Annotated in this window: 20 protein-coding genes; 14 read left to right on the top strand and 6 right to left on the bottom strand. The window is 71.0% G+C overall.

Annotation, left to right across the window (positions count from 1 at the left end):
- Positions 1-3 precede the first annotated feature (3 nt).
- The 5 genes from SSPS47_RS13405 (at position 4) to ppk2 (ending at position 6,147) form a co-directional block, all read left to right on the top strand.
- Positions 4-1,269 (top strand): nucleotide sugar dehydrogenase, encoded by a 1,266-nt coding sequence (locus tag SSPS47_RS13405; protein WP_164251309.1) that lies wholly within the window; start codon positions 4-6, stop codon positions 1,267-1,269.
- An 88-nt stretch (positions 1,270-1,357) separates the two neighbouring features.
- Complete coding sequence (locus SSPS47_RS13400; RefSeq protein WP_164251307.1) at positions 1,358-3,325, top strand: FAD/NAD(P)-binding protein; 1,968 nt, start codon at positions 1,358-1,360, stop codon at positions 3,323-3,325.
- 39 nt (positions 3,326-3,364) lie between these two features.
- Positions 3,365-4,792, top strand: a complete 1,428-nt coding sequence (gene pcaB, locus SSPS47_RS13395) for a 3-carboxy-cis,cis-muconate cycloisomerase (protein WP_164251305.1) — start codon at positions 3,365-3,367, stop codon at positions 4,790-4,792.
- Between the two features lie 169 nt (positions 4,793-4,961).
- Entirely contained in the window at positions 4,962-5,162 is a 201-nt protein-coding gene (locus SSPS47_RS13390; protein WP_164251303.1) for a hypothetical protein, read from the top strand.
- A complete protein-coding gene (ppk2, locus tag SSPS47_RS13385; RefSeq protein WP_164251301.1) occupies positions 5,149-6,147 on the top strand; it encodes a polyphosphate kinase 2 in 999 nt (332 codons plus the stop codon). The genes SSPS47_RS13390 and ppk2 overlap by 14 nt, the downstream gene beginning before the upstream one ends.
- 32 nt (positions 6,148-6,179) lie before the next feature.
- Here the strand turns inward: ppk2 and SSPS47_RS13380 are convergent, their stop codons facing one another.
- Positions 6,180-7,316: a phospholipase D-like domain-containing protein gene (locus SSPS47_RS13380; RefSeq protein WP_239065258.1), complete on the bottom strand. Its 1,137-nt coding sequence runs from the start codon at positions 7,314-7,316 to the stop codon at positions 6,180-6,182.
- A 201-nt stretch (positions 7,317-7,517) separates the two neighbouring features.
- Entirely contained in the window at positions 7,518-8,129 is a 612-nt protein-coding gene (locus SSPS47_RS13375) for a phosphoribosylanthranilate isomerase (protein WP_329033519.1), read from the bottom strand.
- A gap of 17 nt (positions 8,130-8,146) precedes the next feature.
- Here SSPS47_RS13375 and SSPS47_RS13370 point away from each other — a divergent pair, with 17 nt between their 5' ends.
- Complete coding sequence (locus SSPS47_RS13370) at positions 8,147-9,205, top strand: class I adenylate-forming enzyme family protein (RefSeq protein ID WP_164251299.1); 1,059 nt, start codon at positions 8,147-8,149, stop codon at positions 9,203-9,205.
- Here the strand turns inward: SSPS47_RS13370 and SSPS47_RS13365 are convergent.
- The gene (locus tag SSPS47_RS13365; RefSeq protein WP_164251297.1) at positions 9,192-10,493 is read right to left on the bottom strand and encodes a M6 family metalloprotease domain-containing protein; all 1,302 of its coding nucleotides are present in this window, start codon (positions 10,491-10,493) and stop codon (positions 9,192-9,194) included. The two genes, SSPS47_RS13370 and SSPS47_RS13365, sit on opposite strands and share 14 nt — an antisense overlap.
- Positions 10,494-10,844: 351 nt before the next feature.
- Here SSPS47_RS13365 and SSPS47_RS13360 point away from each other — a divergent pair, with 351 nt between their 5' ends.
- Positions 10,845-11,495, top strand: a complete 651-nt coding sequence (locus SSPS47_RS13360; protein ID WP_147877022.1) for a TetR/AcrR family transcriptional regulator — start codon at positions 10,845-10,847, stop codon at positions 11,493-11,495.
- A gap of 240 nt (positions 11,496-11,735) precedes the next feature.
- Entirely contained in the window at positions 11,736-13,283 is a 1,548-nt protein-coding gene (locus SSPS47_RS13355; protein WP_164251295.1) for an MFS transporter, read from the top strand.
- A gap of 71 nt (positions 13,284-13,354) precedes the next feature.
- Here the strand turns inward: SSPS47_RS13355 and SSPS47_RS13350 are convergent, their stop codons facing one another.
- The gene (locus SSPS47_RS13350) at positions 13,355-13,852 is read right to left on the bottom strand and encodes a MarR family transcriptional regulator (protein WP_164251294.1); all 498 of its coding nucleotides are present in this window, start codon (positions 13,850-13,852) and stop codon (positions 13,355-13,357) included.
- 108 nt (positions 13,853-13,960) lie between these two features.
- Between SSPS47_RS13350 and SSPS47_RS13345 the strand changes: the two genes are divergently transcribed.
- From SSPS47_RS13345 to SSPS47_RS13325, 5 genes are all read left to right on the top strand, one after another.
- The gene (locus SSPS47_RS13345) at positions 13,961-14,743 is read left to right on the top strand and encodes a class III extradiol ring-cleavage dioxygenase (protein ID WP_164251292.1); all 783 of its coding nucleotides are present in this window, start codon (positions 13,961-13,963) and stop codon (positions 14,741-14,743) included.
- A 147-nt stretch (positions 14,744-14,890) separates the two neighbouring features.
- Positions 14,891-16,180 carry a sugar ABC transporter substrate-binding protein gene (locus tag SSPS47_RS13340; RefSeq protein ID WP_164251290.1) on the top strand — a complete coding sequence of 430 codons (1,290 nt, stop codon included), beginning with the start codon at positions 14,891-14,893 and terminating at the stop codon, positions 16,178-16,180.
- A 52-nt stretch (positions 16,181-16,232) separates the two neighbouring features.
- Positions 16,233-17,180, top strand: a complete 948-nt coding sequence (locus SSPS47_RS13335; protein ID WP_343234923.1) for a sugar ABC transporter permease — start codon at positions 16,233-16,235, stop codon at positions 17,178-17,180.
- A complete protein-coding gene (locus tag SSPS47_RS13330) occupies positions 17,177-18,004 on the top strand; it encodes a carbohydrate ABC transporter permease (RefSeq protein WP_147877017.1) in 828 nt (275 codons plus the stop codon). The genes SSPS47_RS13335 and SSPS47_RS13330 overlap by 4 nt, the downstream gene beginning before the upstream one ends.
- Entirely contained in the window at positions 18,001-19,503 is a 1,503-nt protein-coding gene (locus tag SSPS47_RS13325; RefSeq protein ID WP_164251288.1) for a glycoside hydrolase family 3 N-terminal domain-containing protein, read from the top strand. Before SSPS47_RS13330 ends, SSPS47_RS13325 begins: the two co-directional genes overlap by 4 nt.
- Here the strand turns inward: SSPS47_RS13325 and SSPS47_RS13320 are convergent.
- Positions 19,500-20,042: a GNAT family N-acetyltransferase gene (locus SSPS47_RS13320; RefSeq protein WP_164251286.1), complete on the bottom strand. Its 543-nt coding sequence runs from the start codon at positions 20,040-20,042 to the stop codon at positions 19,500-19,502. The two genes, SSPS47_RS13325 and SSPS47_RS13320, sit on opposite strands and share 4 nt — an antisense overlap.
- 148 nt (positions 20,043-20,190) lie before the next feature.
- On the opposite strand from SSPS47_RS13320, the gene SSPS47_RS13315 reads away from it, so the two are divergent.
- Positions 20,191-21,186, top strand: a complete 996-nt coding sequence (locus SSPS47_RS13315; RefSeq protein WP_147877014.1) for a sigma-70 family RNA polymerase sigma factor — start codon at positions 20,191-20,193, stop codon at positions 21,184-21,186.
- A 65-nt stretch (positions 21,187-21,251) separates the two neighbouring features.
- Here SSPS47_RS13315 and SSPS47_RS13310 read toward each other — a convergent pair whose 3' ends face one another.
- The gene (locus tag SSPS47_RS13310; protein WP_164251284.1) at positions 21,252-22,235 is read right to left on the bottom strand and encodes a YafY family protein; all 984 of its coding nucleotides are present in this window, start codon (positions 22,233-22,235) and stop codon (positions 21,252-21,254) included.
- Positions 22,236-22,266: the final 31 nt, after the last annotated feature.

Here is a 22,266-nt window from a genome sequence, read left to right as displayed (position 1 = left end):
ACCGTGAAAAGCAAGGTCGTCGTTGTCGGGCAGGGGTACGTGGGCCTGCCGCTGGCCGTCCGGGCCGCTCAGGCCGGCCACCAGGTGGTCGGCTACGACGTGGACACCGAACGCGTCAAACGGCTCGTCAGCGGTGAGTCCTACGTCGAGGACGTCCCCGACGCACAGCTCGCCGTCCTGCTCGACCGGGGCACCTACCTGCCCACCACCGACCCCACGGACCTCGACGGCTTCGACATCGCCGTCGTCACCGTGCCCACCCCGCTGCGGGACGGCGCCCCCGACCTCTCGTACATCGAGTCGGCCGCCCACACCCTCGCGGGCCGGCTGCGCCCCGGCGCGACCGTGGTCCTGGAGTCGACCACGTACCCCGGCACCACCGTCGAACTCCTCGTCCCGCTGCTCGAGGAGGGCTCGGGCCTCGTCGCCGGCCAGGACTTCCACCTCGGTTACAGCCCCGAGCGCATCGACCCCGGCAACCCCACCTGGCGCCTGGAGAACACGCCCAAGGTGGTCTCCGGCATCGACTCGGCGTCGCTCACCGCCGTACAGGCCTTCTACGACACGATCACCAGCAACACCGTGCCGGTGCGCACGACCGAGGTCGCCGAGCTGTCCAAGCTGATCGAGAACACCTTCAGGCACGTCAACATCGCCCTGGTCAACGAGATGGCGATGTACGCGCACGAACTCGGCGTCGACGTCTGGGAGGCGCTGGACGCCGCCGCCTCCAAGCCCTTCGGCTTCATGCGCTTCACCCCCGGCCCCGGGGTCGGCGGACACTGTCTTCCGGTCGACCCCGAATACCTGTCCTGGCGGGTCAGGCGCACGCTCGGCCGCAGCTTCCAGTTCGTCGAACTCGCCAACGAGATCAACGGACACATGCCCGACCACGTGGTCCAGCGGCTGCTGCTCGCCTTCAACGCCCGCCGCAGGCCGCTGGCCGGCTCCCGGGTCCTGCTGCTCGGCCTCGCGTACAAGCCGAACACCGGCGACGCCCGCGAGTCGCCCGCGCTGCGCGTGGCGGAGCTGCTGCTCGGTCTCGGCGCCGAAGTGCGCGCGGCCGACCCGTACGTGGTCGAGGCGGTCACCGTGAACAGCAGGCTGACCCGCTGCGACTTCACCGAGGAGGAGCTGGCGGCGGCCGACGCGGTGGTGCTGCTGACCGACCACGACGCCTTCGACTACGAACTCGTCGCCCGCGCCTCGGAGTTCGTCCTGGACTGCCGGCACCGGCTGGAGACCGGCCCCACCGTCGAAGTCCTCTGAAGCCCCTGTGCAGTCCTCCGAGCGGTGATCAGGCGAGCGAGAGACCGGCCGCTAACCAGGCCGTCCAACGGGAGACGGAGACACGGACGTGAGTGACGGACATCTGGAGGTCTGCATCGTCGGCGCCGGGCCTCGTGGGCTCTCGGTGCTGGAACGGCTCTGCGTCAACGCGCGCCGGGGGCTGCCGGACGGCTCCACCCTCACGGTGCACATCGTGGACCCGCACCGCCCCGGCGCGGGCGGGGTGTGGCGCACCGACCAGTCCCACCATCTGCTGATGAACACCGTCGCCTCGCAGGTCACGCTGTTCACCGACGAGAGCGTGGAGATCGACGGCGAACTCGCCCCCGGCCCCAGCCTGTACGACTGGGCGGTCCGGACGGCGGCGGCGCCGGGGGAGGGCACCGGGGAGGCGTACGACGACCAGGTGCGCGCCGAGGCCCGCGACCTCACCCCGGACTCCTACCCGACCCGCGCCTTCTACGGCCACTACCTGGAGTGGGTCTTCCGGCACGTCGTCCGCACCGCGCCCGCGCACGTCCGCGTCGTCGTCCACCCGTCGCGGGCGGTCCGGCTGGACGGCGCCCCCGACGGCCCGCAGGGTCTGTGCCTCGCCGACGGCTCCCGCGTCGACGGCCTGGACGCGGTCGTCCTGGCCCAGGGCCACCTCCCCGTCCGGGGCGGCCCCGGCGAGCGCGAACTCGCCGACTTCGCGCGGACCCACGCGCTGACCTACGTCCCGCCGGCCAACCCCGCCGACACCGACCTGTCCGCCGTCCGGCCGGGCGAGGCCGTCGCCCTGCGCGGACTCGGACTCAACTTCTTCGACCATCTGACACTGTTCACGCTCGGCCGGGGCGGCACGTACACCCGCGAGGACGGCCGGCTCGTCTACGGCCCGTCCGGACGCGAACCGCGCCTGTACGCCGCCTCCCGGCGCGGCATCCCGTACCACTCACGGGGCCGCAACCAGAAGGGCGCGCACGGCCGGCACATCCCACGGGTCCTCACCCCGGAGGTGCTGGAGCGGCTGCGCACCGCCGCCCGGCTCGGCGGCGGACTCGACTTCGGCCGCGACCTGTGGCCGCTGATCGCCAAGGAGGTCGAGACCGTCTACTACACGGCGCTGCTCGCCCGGCGCGTCGGCGGGAGCGAGGCCGGCCGGTTCGGCGACCGGTATCTGAAACCGGCCTGGGGATCGGCCGAGGAGTCCGACCTGCTCGACGCGTACGGCATCGGCCCCGAGGCCCACTGGGACTGGAAGCACCTCTCCCTGCCCCACGCCGACCAGGGGTTCAGGAGCGCCGGGGACCACCGCGAATGGCTGCTGGACATCCTGCGCCGGGATCTCGCCGAGTCCGAGGCGGGCAACGTCGAAGGCCCGCTCAAGTCCGCCCTCGACGTACTGCGGGACCTGCGCAACGAGATCCGCCTGGTGGTCGACCACGGCGGACTCACCGGCAGCTCGCACCGCGACGACCTGGAGCGCTGGTACACCCCGCTCAACGCCTTCCTGTCCATCGGACCGCCGGCCGCCCGGATCGAGCAGATGATCGCGCTCATCGAGGCCGGGGTGCTGGACGTCCTCGGCCCCGACATGCGCGTCGGCACCGACCCGGACCAGGGCGTCTTCACCGTCGAGGCGCCCGCCGTGCCCGGCTCCGCGACCCGCGTCACCACCCTGGTCGAGGCCCGGCTGCCCGAGCCCGACCTGCGCCGGACGACCGACCCGCTGCTGACCGACCTGCTGGCCACGGGGCAGTGCCGCCCCTACGCGATAGCCGACCCGGAACTCGGCGCGTACGAGACCGGCGGCCTGGCCGTCACGCCCCGGCCCTACCGGCTGGTGGACACCGAGGGTCGCGCCCACCCCCGGCGCTTCGCCTACGGTGTACCGACCGAGTCCGTGCACTGGGCGACCGCCGCCGGGGTCCGCCCCGGTGTCAACTCGGTGACCCTGGGTGACTCCGACGCGATCTCCCTGGCCGTCCTGGCCCTGCCCGCCGGCCCGCCCCGGCCTCCGGTGACGGACCACCAGAAGTCCAGGACCACGTGAAACCATCTCAGCAGAGCGCGAGTTGACGAGGATTCAGACATGACGAACAGTCAGCCCCCGGCCGACACAGGGCTTTTCTCGCCGGTCCGGTCGGGCACCCCGGCCGAGGCCGCCACGAGTGACACCGCGTGCCTCCAGGCCATGCTCGACACCGAAGCGGCCCTCGCGCGGGTACAGGCCCGGCTCGGCACCGTACCCGAGTCCGCCGCCCGCGCCATCGGCGAGGCCGCGCGCGCCGAACACTTCGACCTCTACGAGCTGGCGGTCCAGGCGCGCGGCGCCGCCAACCCGGTCGTCCCTCTCGTACGGCGGCTGACCGCGCTGGTCGCGGCCGCGGACGCCGACGCCGCCCACAGCGTCCACCAGGGCTCCACCAGCCAGGACATCCTCGACACCGGCCTCATGCTGGTCGCCGCCCGCACCCTCGACCTCGTCCTCGCCGACCTGGACCGGACCGCCGCCGCGCTGGCCCGGCTCGCCGCCCGGCACCGCGACACCCCCATGGCCGCCCGCACCCTCGGCCAGCACGCCGTCCCGACCACGTTCGGTCTCAAGGCCGCCGGCTGGCTCCAAGGTGTGCTCGACGCACGGGACCGGCTGCGCCGGGTGCGCGCCCAGGGGCTGCCGGTCCAACTCGGCGGCGCGGCGGGCACGATGGCCGGATATCTGGAGTACGCGCTCCTGCACGCACCGGACGCCGCCGACGACGGCGGGCGGCGCTGCATCGAGGAGCTGCCCGGCGCGCTCGCCGCGGAGCTGGACCTCACCGAACCGCTCGTGCCCTGGCACACCGTCCGAACGCCCCTCGCCGACCTCGGCGCGGCGCTCGCCCTGCTGACCGGCGCGCTCGGCGGTATCGCGGCGGACGTCCAGCTGCTGTCCCGCACCGAGACGGGCGAGCTGGCGGAACCGGCCGCCGAGGGCCGGGGCACGTCCTCCGCCATGCCGCACAAGCGCAACCCCGCGCTCTCGGCACTGATCCGCGCGGCCTCCTACCAGGTGCCCTCCCTCGTCGGCACCCTCATGCAGGTGTCGGTCCACGACGACGAGCGGCCCTCCGGGGCCTGGCACGCCGAATGGCTGCCGCTGCGCGACTGCCTGCGCCTGGCGGGCGGCGCGGCGCACACCGCCGCGGAGCTGACGGAGGGTCTGACCGTCCACGAGGACCGGATGCTGGCCAATCTGGAGCTGACGGGCGGTCTGGTCGTCTCCGAACGGCTCGCGGCCCTGCTCTCCGTCGAACTCGGCAGGGCCGAGGCGAAGGCCCTGCTCGGGCGGGCGTCGGCAGAGGCCGCCGGCTCCGGCAGGCACCTCGCGGACGTCCTGGCCGAAACCCCCGGCCTGGCCGGCCGTCGATCGGCCGACGACCTCCGCAAGCTGTCGGATCCGGCGCACTACACGGGCGCGGCGGGCCAGTTGGTGGACCGGGTGCTCGGCCGCCACCGCACCGACCGGCCCGCGGACTGACCCGGCGGGTCCGGTGATCAAGGACCGGGCGGTGGCCCGGGACGCCGATCACGGTGCCCACCGGGCATTTCGGCTCGCTCGTCAAGATCGAGCCCTGTGTAAGGATGAGACTGTCGCCCGGCAATGGCCGCGCGGCCCCGTGCGACTCCCTTTCCCTGGATGGTCTTGGATGCAGAGCTCTCAGCGTCGTATCGTCCGAACCGCGCCTCTTCCCGCCGCAGATGAGTCCGTTTCGCGTCCGCAGCACAGCGACCTCTTCCTGGAGGCGCAGTACACGATCGACCTCCCCCCGCTCGACGAGGAGGAGGAAGCCGACCCCAGCACCGTCACCACCCCCTACCGGGGAAGGCCCCCGCATGTCGCCGGATGAGGACGTCGAGAAGGTCCTCCTCGACGGGCTGACGGTCGACGACCGGGACCCCCAGCAGCCCGTCCTGCTCGACAAGTCCGGTCGCCCTGTGAGGACATGGCGGCAGAACTACCCGTACGAGAAGAAGATGCGCCGCCGCGAGTACGAGCGGACGAAGCGTACGCTCCAGATCGAACTGCTCAAGTTGCAGCGCTGGGTCAAGGACACCGGCCAGCGGGTGGTCGTGGTCTGCGAGGGCCGGGACGCGGCGGGCAAGGGCGGCACCATCCAGCGGTTCACCGAGCGGCTCAACCCGCGTGGCGCCCGCGTGGTGGCCCTGGAGAAGCCCACTGAGCGAGAAGCCGGGCAGTGGTACTTCCAGCGGTACGTCGCGCATCTGCCCTCCGCCGGGGAGATCGTCTTCTTCGACCGCTCCTGGTACAACCGGTCCGGTGTCGAGCGGGTGATGGGCTTCTGCACCCCGGCCGAGTACGAGCACTTCCTCCACCAGGCGCCCCAGTTCGAGCGGATGCTCACCGACGACGGCATCCTGCTGGTCAAGTTCTGGTTCTCGGTCTCGCACGACGAGCAGCGCACCCGCTTCGCGATCCGGCAGATCGATCCCGTACGGCAGTGGAAGCTCTCGCCCACCGACCTCGCGTCGCTCGACCTCTGGGACGCCTACACCGCGGCCAAGGTCGACATGTTCCGGGCCACCGACACGGCGCACGCGCCCTGGACCGTGGTCAAGAACAACGACAAGAAGCGGGGACGGCTGGAGGCCATGCGCAGCCTGCTGTGGCGGGTGGACTACGAGCTGAAGGACGAGTCGGCCGTCGGCGAGCCCGACCCGCTCATCGTGGGTCCGGCCGACACCCTGCTCGAAGAGGGCGAGGAGAGCACGGACCTCTCCCCGACCCCGCTCGCCTCACGGCCCCACGGCCCCGGTGACCACCCGCCGAAGACGGAGTCGGATCCGAGGCCGAAGCCGAAGCCGATGAGCTGATCGACCGGGACCGGCCGATCAGTGGGGACCGGTCACAGATAGCGGCGGATCGGGACCACCGTCGCCTCCTGTGCCCGCCGCACCAGCGAGCGCCGCTTCCAGCGGCGCGGACAGATCGGCTCGCTCAGCGTCAGATCCTCTTCGAAGTGCTCGTCCAGTGTGGCCGTGAAGGCCGCGTCCAGTACGGCGAGCATGACCTCCTCGTCGTGGTCCAGCGAACGCCGGTTGAAGTTCGTGGACCCGATCAGCGAGGCGATCGAGTCAACGGTGATGATCTTCGCGTGCATCATCGTCGGCCGGTACTGGTGGATCTTCACGCCGCACGCCGCCAGCCGCTCGTAGTACCGCTGACCGGCCAGCAGACAGACCCGCTTGTCCGTGTGCGGCCCCGGCAGCAGGATCTCCACCGAGACCCCGCGCCGGGCCGTCGCGCACAGCAGCTCGACGAAGTACTCGTCCGGCGCGAAGTACGCCGTGGCCAGCCGTACGCGCTCCTCCGCCGACTCCAGCATGACCCGGATCAGGGTCTGCATGTCCTGCCAGCCGAAGCTGGCCGACCCGCGCACCACCTGCACGATCGCGTCACCGTACGCGTCCTGCTCGACGAACCGGTCCCGCTCGTCGAACATCTCGTCGTGGCACTCCGCCCAGTTCTGGGTGAACGCGGCGGCGATCCCGTCCACCGCGGCCCCCCGGACCCGTACATGCGTGTCGCGCCACTCGTTCTCGTTCCGCGCGTCGCCGCACCACTCCTCGGCGATGCCCACACCGCCCGTGAACGCGGTCGTCTCGTCCACGACGAGCACCTTGCGGTGGCAGCGGTGGTTCTGCTTCAGCGGCGAGAGGTACAGCGGCTTGCGGAACCAGGCCACCTGGACCCCGGCGTCCTCCATCGCGGCCAGCTGGTCCTTCTCGATCAGCCGGCTGCCGAAGCCGTCGAGCAGCAGCCGCACCCGCACCCCGGCGCGGGCCCGCTCGCTCAGCGCCCGCGCGAACTCGTGGGCGATGTCACCGCGCCAGTAGACGAAGGTCATCATGTCGACGGTGTGCTCGGCGCCACGGATGCTCTCCAGCATCGACGCGAAGATCTCGTCGCCGTTCCGCAGCGGGACGAGCGCGTTGCCCTCGGTCATGGCGATACCGATCAGCCGCTCCAGGCGCCGTCGTATGCGCTGGACCTTCTCGGTCGGTACGGACTCCGGCGCCGTCGGGTCACCGCTCCGCGGCGCGGGCAGGACAGATCTGTGCGGCGGGCGGGACAAGGGGGCACCCCTCTCGGTCGGGTCGGTACCTGTCCCGGATTCCCCCGCCGCGCCCTCTCACGCAGGGTTCGGCGACACGTGTTCGGTGACACAGCCCAGCCGCTGTGCTCAGCCGCGGAACGCGTCGGCCGCCCCGAGGAACTTCTCGATCAGGCCCACGTCCTTCACACCCCGGCTGCTCTCCACCCCGCTCGACACGTCGACGCCCCACGGCCGCAGCGCCGTCACGGCATCCACCACGTTGTCCGGCGAGAGTCCGCCGGACAGCACCCACGCACCCGTCGGCTGCTCCGGCAGCGAGTCCGGGGACCAGCGTTCGCCGGAGCCCGGCCGCGCCGAGTCGATGATGAGCATGTCCTCGCCGTACGCGCCCGCCGTCAGCGGATCGCCCGACTCCGGCGAGGTGGCGCGGATGAGACGGTATCCGTCGGCGCGCAGCGCGGCGAACGCCTCGGGCGGCTCGCCGCCGTGCAGCTGGACGGTGTCAGCGCCCGCCTCGGCCGCCGCCCGGCGCACCTCGTCCAGCGACTCACCGCGGAAGACCGCGACCTTGGCGACACCGGGCGGTACGAGCGCGGCGAGCGGGCGCGCCTCGGCGGGGGACAGCCGGCGGGGGCTCGTCGTCAGGATGAACCCGACCGCGGAGGCCCCGCCGGCCACGGCGGCCTCGACCTCGGCGGGCTTCCGCAGACCGCAGACCTTGACGTACAAGTTGTGCAACAGGAGCTCCTCGCTCGATGGACTCGACTCGAGGGTACGAAGAAAGCGAGACGTACGTGCCGCACACCGCCGCCCTGACCGCCCCGGGTGCGCCTTTCGAGGTCGTACGCGCCGAGAACGGCTCGCTCATGTACGCGGACGGGCCGCGCACCCTGCGGGAGTTCGTGGAGACGACGTGGGCGTACGGGGAGCGGCCCTTCCTCGTCGGCGGCGACGGGGCCGTCCTTTGTACGTACGGCGACTTCTTCGCCGCCGCGACCGCGCTGGCCAACCTCTTCGCGGACACCTACGGCCTGCGGCCGGGCGACCGCGCGGCCGTCCTGATGGGCGACCGCCCGGACTGGCAGACCGCCTTCTGGGCCACGCAGCTCGCCGGGCTGGTCGCCGTACCGCTCGACGCCTCGTGGAGCGGGGAGGAGACGGCCCGCGCACTGGACCACTGCGCGCCCCGCGTGCTGCTCGTCGACGACGAGCGGCTGCCTGCGGTCGCGGGCCGGGCGGGGGAGCGGGTGGTCGTCTTCGGCTCCGGGGGATCGGGGTCGGCGGGGGCTCCGGCCGGGCCCGCCGAGCGGTACGAGGACCTGCCGGCCCCCGATCCGTACGCGGCGCCGCCGGACATCGAGATCCGTGCCGAGGACGACGCCACGATCGTCTACGCGTCACCGGCCGATCCCCTCCGGGGGGCCGTCGCCACTCAGCTCGCGCAGGCGGGGGCCGCGATGGACGCCCGTTTCCGCGCGGCGGCGGACGCGCTGGGACGCGGCGAGCTGCCGGGTCTCGGACGGGCCCCCGTCACCCGGCTGACGAGCCCCTTCTCCGGCCCCGCCGCGCTCTTCGACGTGTACGGCGCCATGGCGGCGGGCGGCTCGCTCGTCCTGGACGCGGCGGTGCGGCCGGAGCGGTCCCGGCTTTGGCCTGCGGACACGGCAGCCGGGACGCCCGCCGTCGAGTCGCGCGTGTCGGAGGAGACCGGCGAGCTGTGGCTGCGGGGCCAGTCGCTCCCGTACGCCTACTGGCGTGACGAGGCGGCCACGGCCGAGGCGTTCACGCCCGACGGCTGGTTCAGGAGCGGGTGATCCGGACGCGGTAGCCGCCGTCGCCGTCCGTGCCGAGCACCTCGATGCCGACGCCGCTGTCCCGGTCCCGGAACGTCTCCCCGGGCCCGTACGGCGCGTCGGACAGCTCCGCGTGCACGTTGGGCCGCCGCGTACAGCCGCCGCTGCGCTCCTCGCTGTCGGCGACGGTCACCGGACCGCGCCCGGTGTCGACATCGGCCTCGACCCGGTAGATCAGCACGCCGGGCTTGCAGACGGCCTCGTCGTTGCCCGCGCGGGTGCGGACCTCGACGGCGAAGCCGGACTCCTCGGAGACCGGCACGAACGCCAGTTTGCGACCGCCCCCGGTGGCCAGTGGAGTCAGGTCGTGCTCGCTCTCGCCGGGCGCGGACGCGCAGCTGATCTGCGCGTTGTCGATCCAGCCGAGCTTCCACTTGTGCCAGCCGAGCAGATCGTTGTTGGCCCCCCAGTCCTCGGACATGATGTCCCAGTGCCCGACCGTGCCGCCGCCGTCCATGGTGTAGAGGTCGGGGAGGCCGAAGACATGGCCGTTCTCGTGCGGCAGGACGCGGTAGCCGGTGCGTGAGTACGATCCCGAGCCGTCGTCCTGCCTGCTGTAGACGAAGGACGTGTTGGAGAGCGGGACGCCGTCCGCCTTCGGGGCCTCGCCGTTGCCGGAGAACGTCACGGACAGGACGGTGTCGAGGGCCGAGGGGCCGGCGTTGGGTGTGACGAGGATGTTGACCAGGTCGTACGCGCTGAAGTCCACCTCGGGGTCGGCCGCCGTCACGATGTCCTGGACGAGCCGCCGGTAGCCGGGTTCGTAGGGGGCGCCGCGCTCTATCCCGTAGTCGGCGAACGGCAGCGGCATCCGCAGCCAGTCCTTCAGCGGGGCCTCGGGCCGGTAGTCGAGCCGTCCGTAGGAGCTGGTGCGGAACCACTGCGAGGTCTGCGGGAAGAACTCACCGAGCCGGTCGGAGGCCTTGCCGGGTCCCGGCGCGTCCGAGAAGTCGACCATCAGATTGAGCGCGCGCACGGTGCCGGTCGAGCGGGTGTAGCCGGCGGGGGTGGGCACACCCTCGGACATCTGTACGCCTGCGGCGGGGGCGATACGGCACGGGGTGAGCGTCGAGTCGTGCGCGGTGGACGCGGGGCCGGCGGAGGCGCGGATGGGCAAGGGGAGGGTGGCGCTGGCGGTGGCGAGGGCGGCGAGGGTCAGCGTGCCGACGGCGGCGAGCGTGCCGAGCCGGCGGGGCCTGGCGTGTCGGCCGTGACCTGCGGTTCCGCGTATCCGACGGGTGTCCTTCATCGGCCGCCTTCGGGTCAGCGGCAGTCGTCGTGCTGACTGCTCTCGGTCCGCTCACCCTGCGACGGTCGGCGTGTCGGCGCTCGCTGGGTGCGCCGATCGTGGGTTTTCCGATCGCCGTACGGGTGTAAAAGCCCGGTCCGGCGATTGAGGACAGGACACGCAGCCCGGTCCGGCGATTGAGGACAGGACACGCAGCCCGGTCCGGCGGTTGAGGCCGAGCACGGCCCACCCATCCGTGACCCAGCTCACACGTCCGGCCGAAATAACCGGGGACGCCTTCCCCGTTTGCACCCGTGTCAAGGAAAACGGGGACGCGCTCCCCACTTGCGTGAACCGAGGGAAGGGCCCGACGTGACCACCGCTGCCGAATCCGAAACGCGCCGCGTCCCGCGTCCGCGAGCGGACGCTCTGCGCAACAGGGAGCGCATCGTGGCGGCGGCCCGTGAAATCCTCGTGGAGTCGGGTCCCGACGTGCCGCTCGACGAGATCGCGCGGCGTGCCGGCGTCGGCAACGCGACCCTCTACCGCCACTTCCCCGACCGTTCCGCGCTCATCCTGGACGTGGTGCACTCCGTCATGGCGCGCACCGCGGACCAGGCCGAGCGGATGGCGGCCGAGGAGAGCGACCCGTTCGTGGCGCTCAGCCGCTTCGTCCACGCGGCGGCCGACGAGCGGATCGGCGCCCTGTGCCCGCTCCTCTCCGGCAGCTTCAACGGAGACCTTCCTCATCTGCACGCGGAACGCGAACGCCTCGAAGCGGCTGTGGAAGACCTCATGGAGAAGGCACGCGCGGCGGGCAGGCTGCGCACCGACGTCGCGGTCGGTGACCTGATGGTCGCGCTCTCCCAGCTCACCCGTCCGCTGCCCGGTACCGGTTGCCTGAACATCGACCGCTTCACCCACCGGCATCTACAGCTGTTCCTCGACGGCCTGGAGGCGCCCGCGCGCTCCGAGCTGCCGGGTGCGGCGGCGACTCTGGAGGATCTGCGCCACGGTCGATGACGACGTGTGACGCGCCCCCGGGCCAAGAACTTCCGGACCAAGGACTTCTGTCGACCACGTACACCACTCACACCACGCAGACCACGCGTCTGACATCCACCGGCGACCACGACCACGACCACGATCACGACCACGTCGGCCGGATTCTCCCGAACCAGTAACCCGTAACCAGCGCGTAGGGCCGACCAGTGCGTCCCCGCGTCCGTTATGAACTCTTCGTACGCATAGGCGGACTCACCCATGTCAAAAACAGCCGAGACCCGGCTCCCGGACCCATGGGTCCCCGATTCGGTCCCTGATCCCAATCGCTGGAAAGCCCTGGTGTTCATCGCCCTGGCCCAGCTGATGGTCGTGCTCGACGCGACCATCGTGAACATCGCGCTGCCCTCCGCCCAGCAGGATCTGGGGATATCGGACGGCAACCGCCAGTGGGTCATCACCGCGTACGCGCTCGCCTTCGGCGGTCTGCTGCTCTTCGGCGGACGCATCGCCGACCTGTGGGGACGCAAGCGCACCTTCACCGTCGGCCTGCTCGGCTTCGCCGCCGCGTCCGCCATCGGCGGCGCCGCCACCAGCGAGGCCATGCTGCTCGGCTCGCGCGCCCTCCAGGGCGCGTTCGGCGCGCTGCTCGCACCGGCCGCCCTCTCGCTGCTCGCCGTGACGTTCGGCGATCCCAAGGAGCGCGCCAAGGCGTTCGGCATCTTCGGTGCGATCGCCGGTGGCGGTGGCGCCGTCGGTCTGATCCTCGGCGGATTCCTCACCGAGTACCTGGACTGGCGCTGGACCTTCTTCGTCAACATCCCGTTCGCGCTCGTGGCCGCCGCGGGCGCCTACTTCGTGATCCGGGAGCCCGCGGGCGGCCGTAACCGCAACCCGCTCGACATCCCCGGCGTCGTCCTGTCCACGCTGGGCCTGGTGGCGCTGGTGTACGGCTTCACGCGCGCCGAGTCCGAGGGCTGGTCCGACCCGACCACCATCGGGATGTTCGTCGCGTCGGCCGTCCTGCTGGCCGCGTTCGTCGCGGTGGAGGCGCGGGTGAAGTCCCCGCTGCTGCCCCCGCGCGTCCTGATGGAGCGCAACCGCGGCGGTGTCTACCTCTCGCTGGGTCTGGCCATCATCGGCATGTTCGGTCTGTTCCTCTTCCTGACCTACTACCTCCAGGTCGTGAAGGGCTACTCGCCGGTCCAGACCGGCTTCGCGTTCCTGCCGATGATCGTCGGCATGATCACGGGCTCCACCCAGATCGGCGCCCGGCTGATGACCCGGGTGCCGCCGAGGCTGCTGATGGGCCCCGGCTTCCTGGTCGGCGCGACCGGCATGCTGCTGCTGACGCGGCTGTCGCTCGACACCTCGTACCCCGGTCTGATCCTGCCGGCGCTGCTGCTGCTCGGTCTCGGTATGGGTACGGCGTTCATGCCGGCCATGTCCCTCGCGACGCACGGCATCGAGCCGCGTGACGCGGGCGTCGCCTCGGCGATGGTCAACACCTCGCAGCAGGTCGGCGGCGCGATCGGTACGGCGCTGCTGAACACCGTGGCCGCATCCGCCACGACCGCGTACGTCGCGGCCAACGCGTCGGGTGCGAACAACCCGAAGTTCCTGGAGCTCCAGGCCATGGTGCACGGATACGCGAGCGCCATCTGGTGGGCGGTCGGCATCCTGGTGATCGCCGCCGGTATCGCTTTCACCTTCATCAACACCGGCCGTCCGGGGAGCACCCGGGTGGCCGAGGGCGAGGGCGCCGACGCCTCGGCCGAGGACGTCCAGATCCCGGTGGCCATGCACTGACCGTCGGCACCGGTCTCCGGTGCCCCGGCGAAGGACTGCCCGGCGAAGGACTGCCCTGGCGTCGCTGTCCCTCAGCGGCGCCAGGGCAGATCCGCGTCCGAACCGTCCGGCTGGAGCCCCTCCGCCAGCACCCGCATGATCTCCCCGAGCTGGGTCACCTGCTCGGGGCCGAGCCGGTCGAAGATCGCCTGCCGTACGGCGGCGACATGGCCGGGCGCCGACCGCCGCAGCACCTCTTCGCCCTCGGCCGTGAGAATCGCGTTCTGCCCGCGCTTGTCGGAGGGACAGTCCTCGCGGCGTACCCAGCCGTGTCGCTCCAGCCGCGCTATCGCGTGCGAGAGCCGGGACCGGGTGATCTTGGCGTTCTGGGCGAGCCGGGTCATCCGCAGCCGGTGGTGCGGGGCGCGGGCAAGGTGCACGAGCAGGGCGTAGTAGATGTGCGGCATCCCCGCGTCGCGCTGCAACTGGCGGTCGAGATGGTCCTCCAGCAGCGTGGTGGCCTGGAGATACGCCTGCCAGACGCCCTGCTCCTCGGCGCTGAGCCAGCGTGGCCGGTCTTCACTGCCCATGCTCTCCACCCTACGCGCTCCTTGAAAGTTGAACTAGATGGACGTAAAGTCAGTCGGGTAAGTGTTTTAAAGTTCAAGCAGATCACCGGAATCCGGCAGGGAGACGCCATGGCCAGCACAGCGGAGCGCATGCCCGCCCTCTATTTCTCCCACGGGGCCCCTCCCCTCGCCGACGACCCGGTGTGGCCCGGACAGCTCGCCGCATGGTCCGCCGAACTGCCGCGGCCCAGAGCGATCCTGATGGTCTCAGCCCACTGGGAGGAAGCCCCCCTCGCCCTCGGCGCCACCGAGACCCTGCCGCTGGTCTACGACTTCTGGGGCTTCCCCGAGCACTACTACCGGGTCCGGTACGCCGCCCCCGGTGCCCCGGACCTCGCCGACTCCGTCGAGAAACTGCTCCGCGGCCCCGGCACCCCCGTACAGCGCGTCCCCGACCGTGGGCTGGACCACGGCGCCTATGTCCCGCTGGTCGAGATGTTCCCCGGCGCCGACATCCCCGTACTCCAGATCTCCATGCCGACGCTCGACCCGAACGAACTCCTCGCGATCGGCCGCAAGCTCGCCCCGCTGCGCGACGAGGGCGTCCTCGTCGTCGGCAGCGGCTTCTTCACGCACAACCTGGCCGCGCTGCGCCATGCGGGCCCCGGAGTGCCGGGCTGGTCGGCCGAGTTCGACGCCTGGGGCCGCGAGGCGCTGCTCGCGCGGGACGTCGACGCCCTGCTCGACTTCACGCGCAAGTCCCCCGCCGGGCAGCTCGCCCACCCGCGCACCGAGCACTTCGCGCCCCTGTTCGTGACGCTCGGCGCCGCCGAGGAGGAGCTGGACACCGTACGGAACGTCATCGACGGCTTCTGGATGGGACTGGCCAAACGGTCGCTGCAGTTCGGCTGACCCACCCCGATACTCCGCCAGTGGTCGGCCCAATGGCAGACGGGTTCAGATAGGCAACGGTTCGACATCCCCTGGCCAATGGCACTTGACCGGGCAATCGGGGCTCCGTACGTTCCTGTGGTCTAGACATCCTGTTAGGGAGCGGCCATGCGGAAACATGTCATCGGGGCCTTTGTCGTCACCATGGCGCTCGGACTCTCTGCCTGCGGCAGTGGGGACTCGGGCGGCGACGGCGGCGAAACGTCGGGCAAGGGCAAGACCCTGACCGTATGGATCATGGAGGGGACCAACCCGGACCCCAAGCCCTTCTTCAACGAGGTCGCCGCGGCCTTCAAGAAGAAGACGGGCGCCACGGTCAAGGTCGAGTACCAGCAGTGGGCCACCGCGCAGAAGAAGTTCACCACCGCGATCGAGGGCGGACCGAGCCAGGTCCCCGACGTCGCCGAGGTCGGCACCACCTGGATCCCGCAGTTCGCCGAGACCGGCGGACTCGTTGACGTGACCGACAAGGTGAAGGACTCCGGGCTGGGCGACGACCTCGTCGAGGGCCTGGCCGACGCGGGCACGCTGGACGGCAAGCAGTACGGCATGCCCTGGTACGCCGGCGTCCGCGGTCTCCTCTACCGCAAGGACGTCTTCGAGAAGCACAACCTCAAGGCCCCGACCACCTGGAAGGAACTGCGCGACACCGCGCTGGTCCTGAAGGAGAAGGAGCCGGGCATGATCTCCTTCCCGGTCGCGGGCGGCGCGGAGATGTTCGCGACCCCGTTCGTCTGGGGCGCCGGCGGCGAACTGGCCGTCGACGAGGGCGGCAAGTGGAAGTCCGGCATCAACTCCCCGGAGTCGGTCAAGGGCATCACGTACTACACCGACCTCGCGAAGAAGGACAAGCTGTCCCCGGCGAAGGTCACCACCTGGACCGAGAAGGAGGTGGCGACCGACTTCCAGAAGGGGAAGATCGCGATGTCCCTCTCCGGCAACTGGACGCCCAAGGCGTTCGTCCAGGCCGCCCCCGACCTCGAGGGCAAGCTCGCCGCGGCGCCCATCCCGGGTGAGACCGGCGGGATGAGCAAGTCCTTCTTGGGAGGCTCCTACCTCTCCACCTTCAAGGGCGAGAACCAGGACCTGGCCTGGGAGTACGTCAAGCTGGTCACCACCGGTGAGTTCGCCACCAAGTGGGCCGAGCAGACGAACTACTTCCCCGGACAGAACTCCCTCCTCAAGGAGGTCCAGGCGAAGAACGACCCGCTCGTCGCGCCGTTCGCCAAGCAGATGACCGAGGCCGGCGCCACCGTGCCCAAGACGCCCGCGTACGGCCAGATCCAGGCCACCCAGGTCGTCACGAAGATGATCCAGTCGATCCTGACGGACAAGCAGACCGTGCAGGAGGCCGCGGACCAGGCCGCCGAGGAGATGGACAAGATCTTTGCCTCCTGAGTCGGTCATCGAAGACCCGGCGCACGACGACGTGGCCGCGGCGACCTCCCCTGTGAAGTCGTCGCGGCCACGCGGGCCGCGCCCGAGCCCGACGCTGCGCCGCAAGCAGCTCGGCCGCACCACCCGCCCCTGGCTGCTGCTCCTGCCCTCCCTCGTGGTGCTGGCCGGGCTGCTCCTGTGGCCGCTGATCAAGGTCGGCATCCTGTCCGTCCAGGACTACGAGGTGAAGTTCGGCGGCGGAGTCGGCACCTACACCGGCTTCGACCACTACAAGGACCTGCTCACCGACGGCGCCCTGTGGCGCACGGTCCTGCCCAACACCGTGTTCTTCGCGGTCGCCTGCGTGGCGCTGACCGTCGCGCTCGGCACCCTCGCCGCCCTGCTGCTCCAGCGGCTCGGCACCACCTGGCGGGTCATCTGCTCCACCGCGATCATGGCGGCCTGGGCGATGCCCGCCGTCACCGGCACCTACGTCTGGGTCTGGCTGTTCTCGGCGGGCGACGGAATGATGAGCCAGCTCGCCGGCTCGCTCGGACTGATCGACCCCGAGACCACGAACTGGTTCACCGAGCGGCTGTCCTTCTACGCCATCGCCACCCTCAACGTGGTGCACCACGGCTTCCCGTTCGTCGCCATCACCGTGCTCGCGGGGCTGCTGACCATCCCCAAGGAGCTGTACGAGGCGGGGATGATCGACGGCGCGAACGCCTGGCAGCGGTTCTGGAAGATCACCGTGCCCACCATCAAGCCGATCTTCCTCGTCGTCACCATCCTGTCGACCATCTGGGACTTCAAGGTCTTCACCCAGATCTACCTGATGCCGGGCGGCGCGGGCAGCAACGAAGAGGTCCTCAACCTGGGCGTGTGGTCCTACCAGCAGGCGTTCGCCCTGAACGACTACGGCGCGGGCGCGGCCACCGCCGTACTCCTGACGCTGCTCCTGCTGCTGATCACCATCGTCTACATCCGAACCCTCTTCAAGGAGAGTGACGAGCTGTGACCCGCACGACGACCGCCGGGCGGATCGGGCTCGCTGTCGCGGTGTTCGCGCTGCTGGTCTTCACACTTTTCCCGGTGTACTGGATGGTGAGCACCGCGCTCGACCCGAACGCCATCACGCGCGGCGCCGACGTCCTGCCGAGCGGGATCAGCGGCGAGCACTTCAGCTACATCTTCGACCGCGGCAACTTCGGCCAGTTCCTGACCAACTCGCTGATCGTGGGACTCGGCACGATCCTGGTGTCCGGGCTGCTGGCGCTGTTCGCCGCCGTGGCCGTCGCGCGCTTCCGCTTCCGGTTCCGCACCTCGGTGCTGATCATGGTGCTGATCGTGCAGATGGTCCCGCTGGAGGCGCTCGTCATCCCCCTCTTCCTACAGATGCGGGACTACGAGCTGCTGAACAGCCTCATCGGGCTGACCGTCGTCTACATCGCGCTGTCGCTGCCGTTCGCGATCTGGACGCTGCGCGGCTTCGTCGCGACCGTGCCCAAGGAGGTCGAGGAGGCCGCGTATCTGGACGGCTGCTCGTGGCCCCGGATGTTCTGGTCCGTCCTGCTGCCGCTGGTCGCGCCGGGCCTCGTCGCCACCAGCGTGTTCGCCTTCATCACCGCCTGGAACGAGTTCGTCTTCGCGTACACCTTCATGAAGGACGGCTCCAAGTACACCGCCGCCGTCGGGCTGTTCCAGTTCTTCGGCGAGAACTCCACGTCCTGGGGCCCGGTCATGGCCGGCTCCACCCTCATCACACTGCCGGTGCTGATCTTCTTCATCATCGTGCAGCGGCGGCTGGCCTCCGGGCTGGCGGCCGGGGCGGTCAAGGGATGAGCCCCGGGGACTCCCGGGACGGAGAGCTGCGCCTGGTCAACTCCGTCCTGCTGCCCGGTTTCCACGGCACCGAGCCGCCCCCGTGGCTGCTCGGCGCCGTGGACGACGGACTCGCGGGCGTCGTGTACTTCGCGCACAACGTGCCCGACCCCGCGACCGCAGCCGCGCTCTCGGCCGCCCTGCACACCCGTCGCGCCGACCTGATCGTCGCGAGCGACGAGGAGGGCGGCGACGTCACCCGCCTGGAGGCGGCGACCGGCTCCTCGTACCCCGGCAACGGGGCGCTCGGCGAGGTCGACGACACCGACGTCACCGAACGGATCGCCCGCGCCATCGGCCACGACCTGCGCGCGGCGGGCATCGACCTGAACCTCGCACCGGACGTCGACGTCAACGCGAACCCGGACAACCCGGTGATCGGCATCCGGTCCTTCGGCGCCGACGCCGCCCACGTGGCCAGGCACTCCGCCGCGTACGTCACCGGCCTCCAGTCCGCCGGTGTCGCGGCCTGCGCCAAGCACTTCCCCGGCCACGGCGACACGGCCGTCGACTCGCACCTGCGGGTGCCGCAGCTGGACGCCGACCTCGACCTGCTCCGACAGCGCGACCTGCTGCCGTTCGCCGCCGCGATCGAGGCGGGCAGCCGCTGTCTGATGACCGGGCACATCACGGCCCGCCCGTTCGGCGACGCCCCGGCCTCACTGAACGCCGAGGCCGCCCGGCTGGCCCGAGAGGAGCTGGGCTTCACCGGCGCCATCGTCACGGACGCGCTCGACATGGGCGCCGTCCTGGCCGACCCGGGCTTCGGCCCCGCCTGCGTCCAGGCGGTCCTCGGCGGCGCCGACCTGCTCTGCCTGGGCAACCCGGACAGCGCGGAGGCCGCCGAGAGCGCCTATACGACGGCGCGCGACGCGCTCCTCGACGCCGTGGCCACCGGCGAACTGCCCACGCGGCGGCTCGCGGAGGCCGGACGGCGGGCCCGGGAGCTGGCGGAGTGGATCGGCAGCGCCCGCGCCACACCCCCGCCTCCCAAAGAGGACGAGCTGCCGTTCGCGGTGGCCCGCGCCGCTCTGCGGGTACGCGGCAACGTGGCGCTCGGACCGGCACCTTACGTGATCGACCTGCGACAGCGCGTCAACCACGCCTCCGGCAGCCGCGCACCGCATCTGAACCGGCTGCTCGCCGAGGCCATGCCGGGCCTCATCATCACCGGCGTACCCGCCGAAGGCCCGACCGCGGTCCGCGCGGACACCGCACTCCAGGGTGCGGGCGAGCGCCCCGTGGTCGTCCTCGCGCGGGAGCCGCACCGGGACGCGGAGGAGACCGCGCTGCTGCGCGAGATCGTCGCCCGCCGCCCGGACGCCGTCGTCGTCCTCACGGGCTGGCCGCACGCCGTGGACGCGCTGGCGGCCAACACGGTGGTGACGTACGGCTCGGCCCGCGTCAACGCGCGGGCGGCCGTGGAGCGCCTCCTGGGCGGCACACCGCACGGAGGCTAGAGCCTCTTCTCGTACCAGGCGACATCCCAGTACCTGCCGAACTTGCGGCCGACCTCGCCGTACGTACCGATGCGCCGGAAGCCGAAACGCTCGTGCAGCCGCTCCGACGCGCTCGTCCTCCTGCCTTCGGCGTCGGACACCCCCTGCACGATGCCCGCGTACGCACGGTGCACGTCCTCGCCCTCCAGGGCCTTGAACAGCGCCTCGTAGAGAAGCGTGCCGACTCCCCGGCCCGCCGCCTCGGCCGCGCAGTACACCGTGACCTCCACAGAGGTGGAGTACGCCGCCTTCGGCCGGAGGGGGCTGCTGGTCGCGTAACCGAGCACGCGCCCGGAAGGGACGTCCTGAGCAACCCTGAGGCGGTGTGGGCCGTCTTCGGGGTAGGAGCGCAGCCACGGGCGGCGTTGCTCGGGAGTGAAGGTGGCGGTGTCGAAGGTGATCGGCGTCTCGCGGACGTAGTGGTTGTAAATCTCCGTGAGCGCCGTCAGATCGTCCTCGGTTCCGCTTCTGACCTGCACTTCCGTCCAGCTCGGCACCATGCGTCCCTCCTCGGTGGCGGGACAGGGTACTGCATGATCACAAAAATGAGTGCACGCCTTGGGAATTCTGTCCGGATTCCAGTCGTTGTTTCCAACGGATGCAGGGCACCCGAGAGGGTGTCGCGACCGACTCAGTAAGGGAGCTCGCATGGCAACCCGTGCCGTCGCCCGTCGCACCGCCACCGGCGGTTCGAAAGCGGCAAGCAGTGTTCGCGCCGTAGGCGGGGAGATCGCCGACCGCGACCTGGTCGGCATGTACCTCGACGAGATCGCGCGTACGCCGCTGCTCGACGCCGCCAAGGAAGTCGAGCTGTCCCAGACCATCGAAGCGGGTGTGTACGCACAGCAGATCCTCGACGGATCGGTGGAGAGCGAGGGCGCCGGTGCCCAGCACGAGGAGCTGGAAGCCCTCGTCGCCGCCGGTGAGCGCGCGAAGGACGTCTTCATACGCTCGAATCTCCGTCTCGTCGTCGCCGTGGCCCGGCGCTACCCGCGCAGTGGACTGCCCCTGCTCGACCTCATCCAGGAAGGCAACGCCGGCCTGGTGCGCGCGGTCGAGAAGTTCGACTACGCCAAGGGATTCAAGTTCTCCACCTACGCGACCTGGTGGATCCGCCAGGCCATCACCCGGTCCATCGCGGACCAGTCACGCACGATCAGGCTGCCCGTCCACCTCGTGGAGGAGCTCGGCCGTATCCGCAGGGTGCAGCGCGAGTTCAACCGTGAGCACGGGCGCGACCCGGAGCCCTCCGAGGTCGCCGCCGAGCTCGGCTCCAACGCCGCGCGTGTCACCGACGTCCTGGACTGGGCCCGTGACCCGGTCAGTCTGAACATGTCGGTGGACGACGACGGGGACACCCAGTTCGGCGATCTGCTGGAGGACACCTCGGCGATCTCGCCCGAGCAGTCCGTCCTCACGCTGCTGCGCAGCGAGGAGCTGGAAGACCTGATCGGCAGGCTCGACCACCGCACGGCCTCCATCATCAAGATGCGTTACGGCATCGAGGACGGCCGGGAGCGGACGCTCACCGAGGTGGGCAAGCAGCACGGCCTGACCCGGGAGCGGATCAGGCAGATCGAGAAGCACGCACTTCTCGAACTCAAGAAGATGGCGCACGACGTGGGCTTCGACGCCGCGGCGTGATCCAGGGCGTGCCCTTTGAGCGGAGTCCCGGTATCCACCCCCCGGTGCCGGGACTCCTCGCGTACTCACACCTCGCCCACCGCGTCCCCGCCGGCCGCACGCGTCAGCCGGCCACCCAGCTCACCGATGTGCTCGACCAGCCGCGCGGGCCGGTGGACCGTGAACTCGCAGTCCACCAGCGCCAGTCGAAGCGCCAGCCACTCCAGTGAATCGCCCGCCTCGGTCCGTAGCCGGCAACTGCCGGGACCGGTCGGCTCCGGCACGCCGAACGAGGCCGGGAGCCGTGACGCCACGTGCTCCGCGGGCGCGTCGAAGCTCACATCCACCTCCCACGGCTGCTGCGCGCCCCGCATCGAGCTGGTCAGGAACTCCGCCGCGTCACCCGTCGGCAGCTCACGCGGTGTGAAGCGTGCCCCGGTGGGGAACGGGTCGCCGACCCGGTCGACCCGGAACGTACGCCAGTCCTCCCGCGCCAGGTCGTACGCGACGAGATACCAGCGCCGCGCCGTCGACACCAGCCGGTACGGCTCGACCTGCCGCTTGGTCCGCGCGCCGTCGCCCGCCCGGTAGTTGAACCGCAGCCGCTCCGTACCGGTGATCGCGGAGGCGATGACCGTCAGCGTCCGCGGGTCGACACTCGCCGCGTCGCCATGAATCAGCAGCGGCACCGTCGCGGCCTGGAGGGTGGAGACCCGGCGCCGCAGCCGCGAGGGCAGCACCTGCTCCAGCTTCGCCAACGCACGTACGGACGCCTCCTCGACGCCCTCGATGGCATGCCCCGCCCCGGCCCGCAGCCCCACCGCGATGGCCACGGCCTCCTCGTCGTCCAGCAGCAGCGGCGGCATGGCCGCACCCGCCACCAGCCGGTACCCACCGACCGCGCCCCTGCTGGCCTCGACCGGATAGCCGAGATCGCGCAGCCGGTCGATGTCGCGGCGGATCGTGCGCGGGCTGACGTCGAGACGCGTCGCCAGCTCGCTGCCCGGCCACTCGCGCGGCGTCTGGAGAAGCGACAGCAGATTCAGGAGTCGTGCCGGAGTGTCCGTCATGCGCTCCAGGGTGCCAGCCGTCTAGGACATG

The organism is Streptomyces sp. S4.7, from assembly GCF_010384365.1.
In the GTDB taxonomy this organism is placed as follows: Bacteria; Actinomycetota; Actinomycetes; order Streptomycetales; family Streptomycetaceae; genus Streptomyces.
Note: the sequence above shows the minus strand (reverse complement) of the source record. Positions and strands in the feature narration are given on the sequence as shown.

Excerpts from the sequence above, each read along its gene's own strand:
- SSPS47_RS13345 (WP_164251292.1), top strand. The coding sequence starts at position 13,961 with ATGGCCAGCACAGCGGAGCGCATGCCCGCCCTCTATTTCTCCCACGGG.
- SSPS47_RS13320 (WP_164251286.1), bottom strand. The coding sequence starts at position 20,042 with ATGGTGCCGAGCTGGACGGAAGTGCAGGTCAGAAGCGGAACCGAGGAC.
- SSPS47_RS13310 (WP_164251284.1), bottom strand. The coding sequence starts at position 22,235 with ATGACGGACACTCCGGCACGACTCCTGAATCTGCTGTCGCTTCTCCAG.
- SSPS47_RS13365 (WP_164251297.1), bottom strand. The coding sequence starts at position 10,493 with ATGAAGGACACCCGTCGGATACGCGGAACCGCAGGTCACGGCCGACAC.
- SSPS47_RS13340 (WP_164251290.1), top strand. The coding sequence starts at position 14,891 with ATGCGGAAACATGTCATCGGGGCCTTTGTCGTCACCATGGCGCTCGGA.
- SSPS47_RS13370 (WP_164251299.1), top strand. The coding sequence starts at position 8,147 with ATGGACTCGACTCGAGGGTACGAAGAAAGCGAGACGTACGTGCCGCAC.
- SSPS47_RS13355 (WP_164251295.1), top strand. The coding sequence starts at position 11,736 with ATGTCAAAAACAGCCGAGACCCGGCTCCCGGACCCATGGGTCCCCGAT.
- SSPS47_RS13390 (WP_164251303.1), top strand. The coding sequence starts at position 4,962 with ATGCAGAGCTCTCAGCGTCGTATCGTCCGAACCGCGCCTCTTCCCGCC.
- SSPS47_RS13325 (WP_164251288.1), top strand. The coding sequence starts at position 18,001 with ATGAGCCCCGGGGACTCCCGGGACGGAGAGCTGCGCCTGGTCAACTCC.
- ppk2 (WP_164251301.1), top strand. The coding sequence starts at position 5,149 with ATGTCGCCGGATGAGGACGTCGAGAAGGTCCTCCTCGACGGGCTGACG.
- SSPS47_RS13350 (WP_164251294.1), bottom strand. The coding sequence starts at position 13,852 with ATGGGCAGTGAAGACCGGCCACGCTGGCTCAGCGCCGAGGAGCAGGGC.
- SSPS47_RS13315 (WP_147877014.1), top strand. The coding sequence starts at position 20,191 with ATGGCAACCCGTGCCGTCGCCCGTCGCACCGCCACCGGCGGTTCGAAA.
- pcaB (WP_164251305.1), top strand. The coding sequence starts at position 3,365 with ATGACGAACAGTCAGCCCCCGGCCGACACAGGGCTTTTCTCGCCGGTC.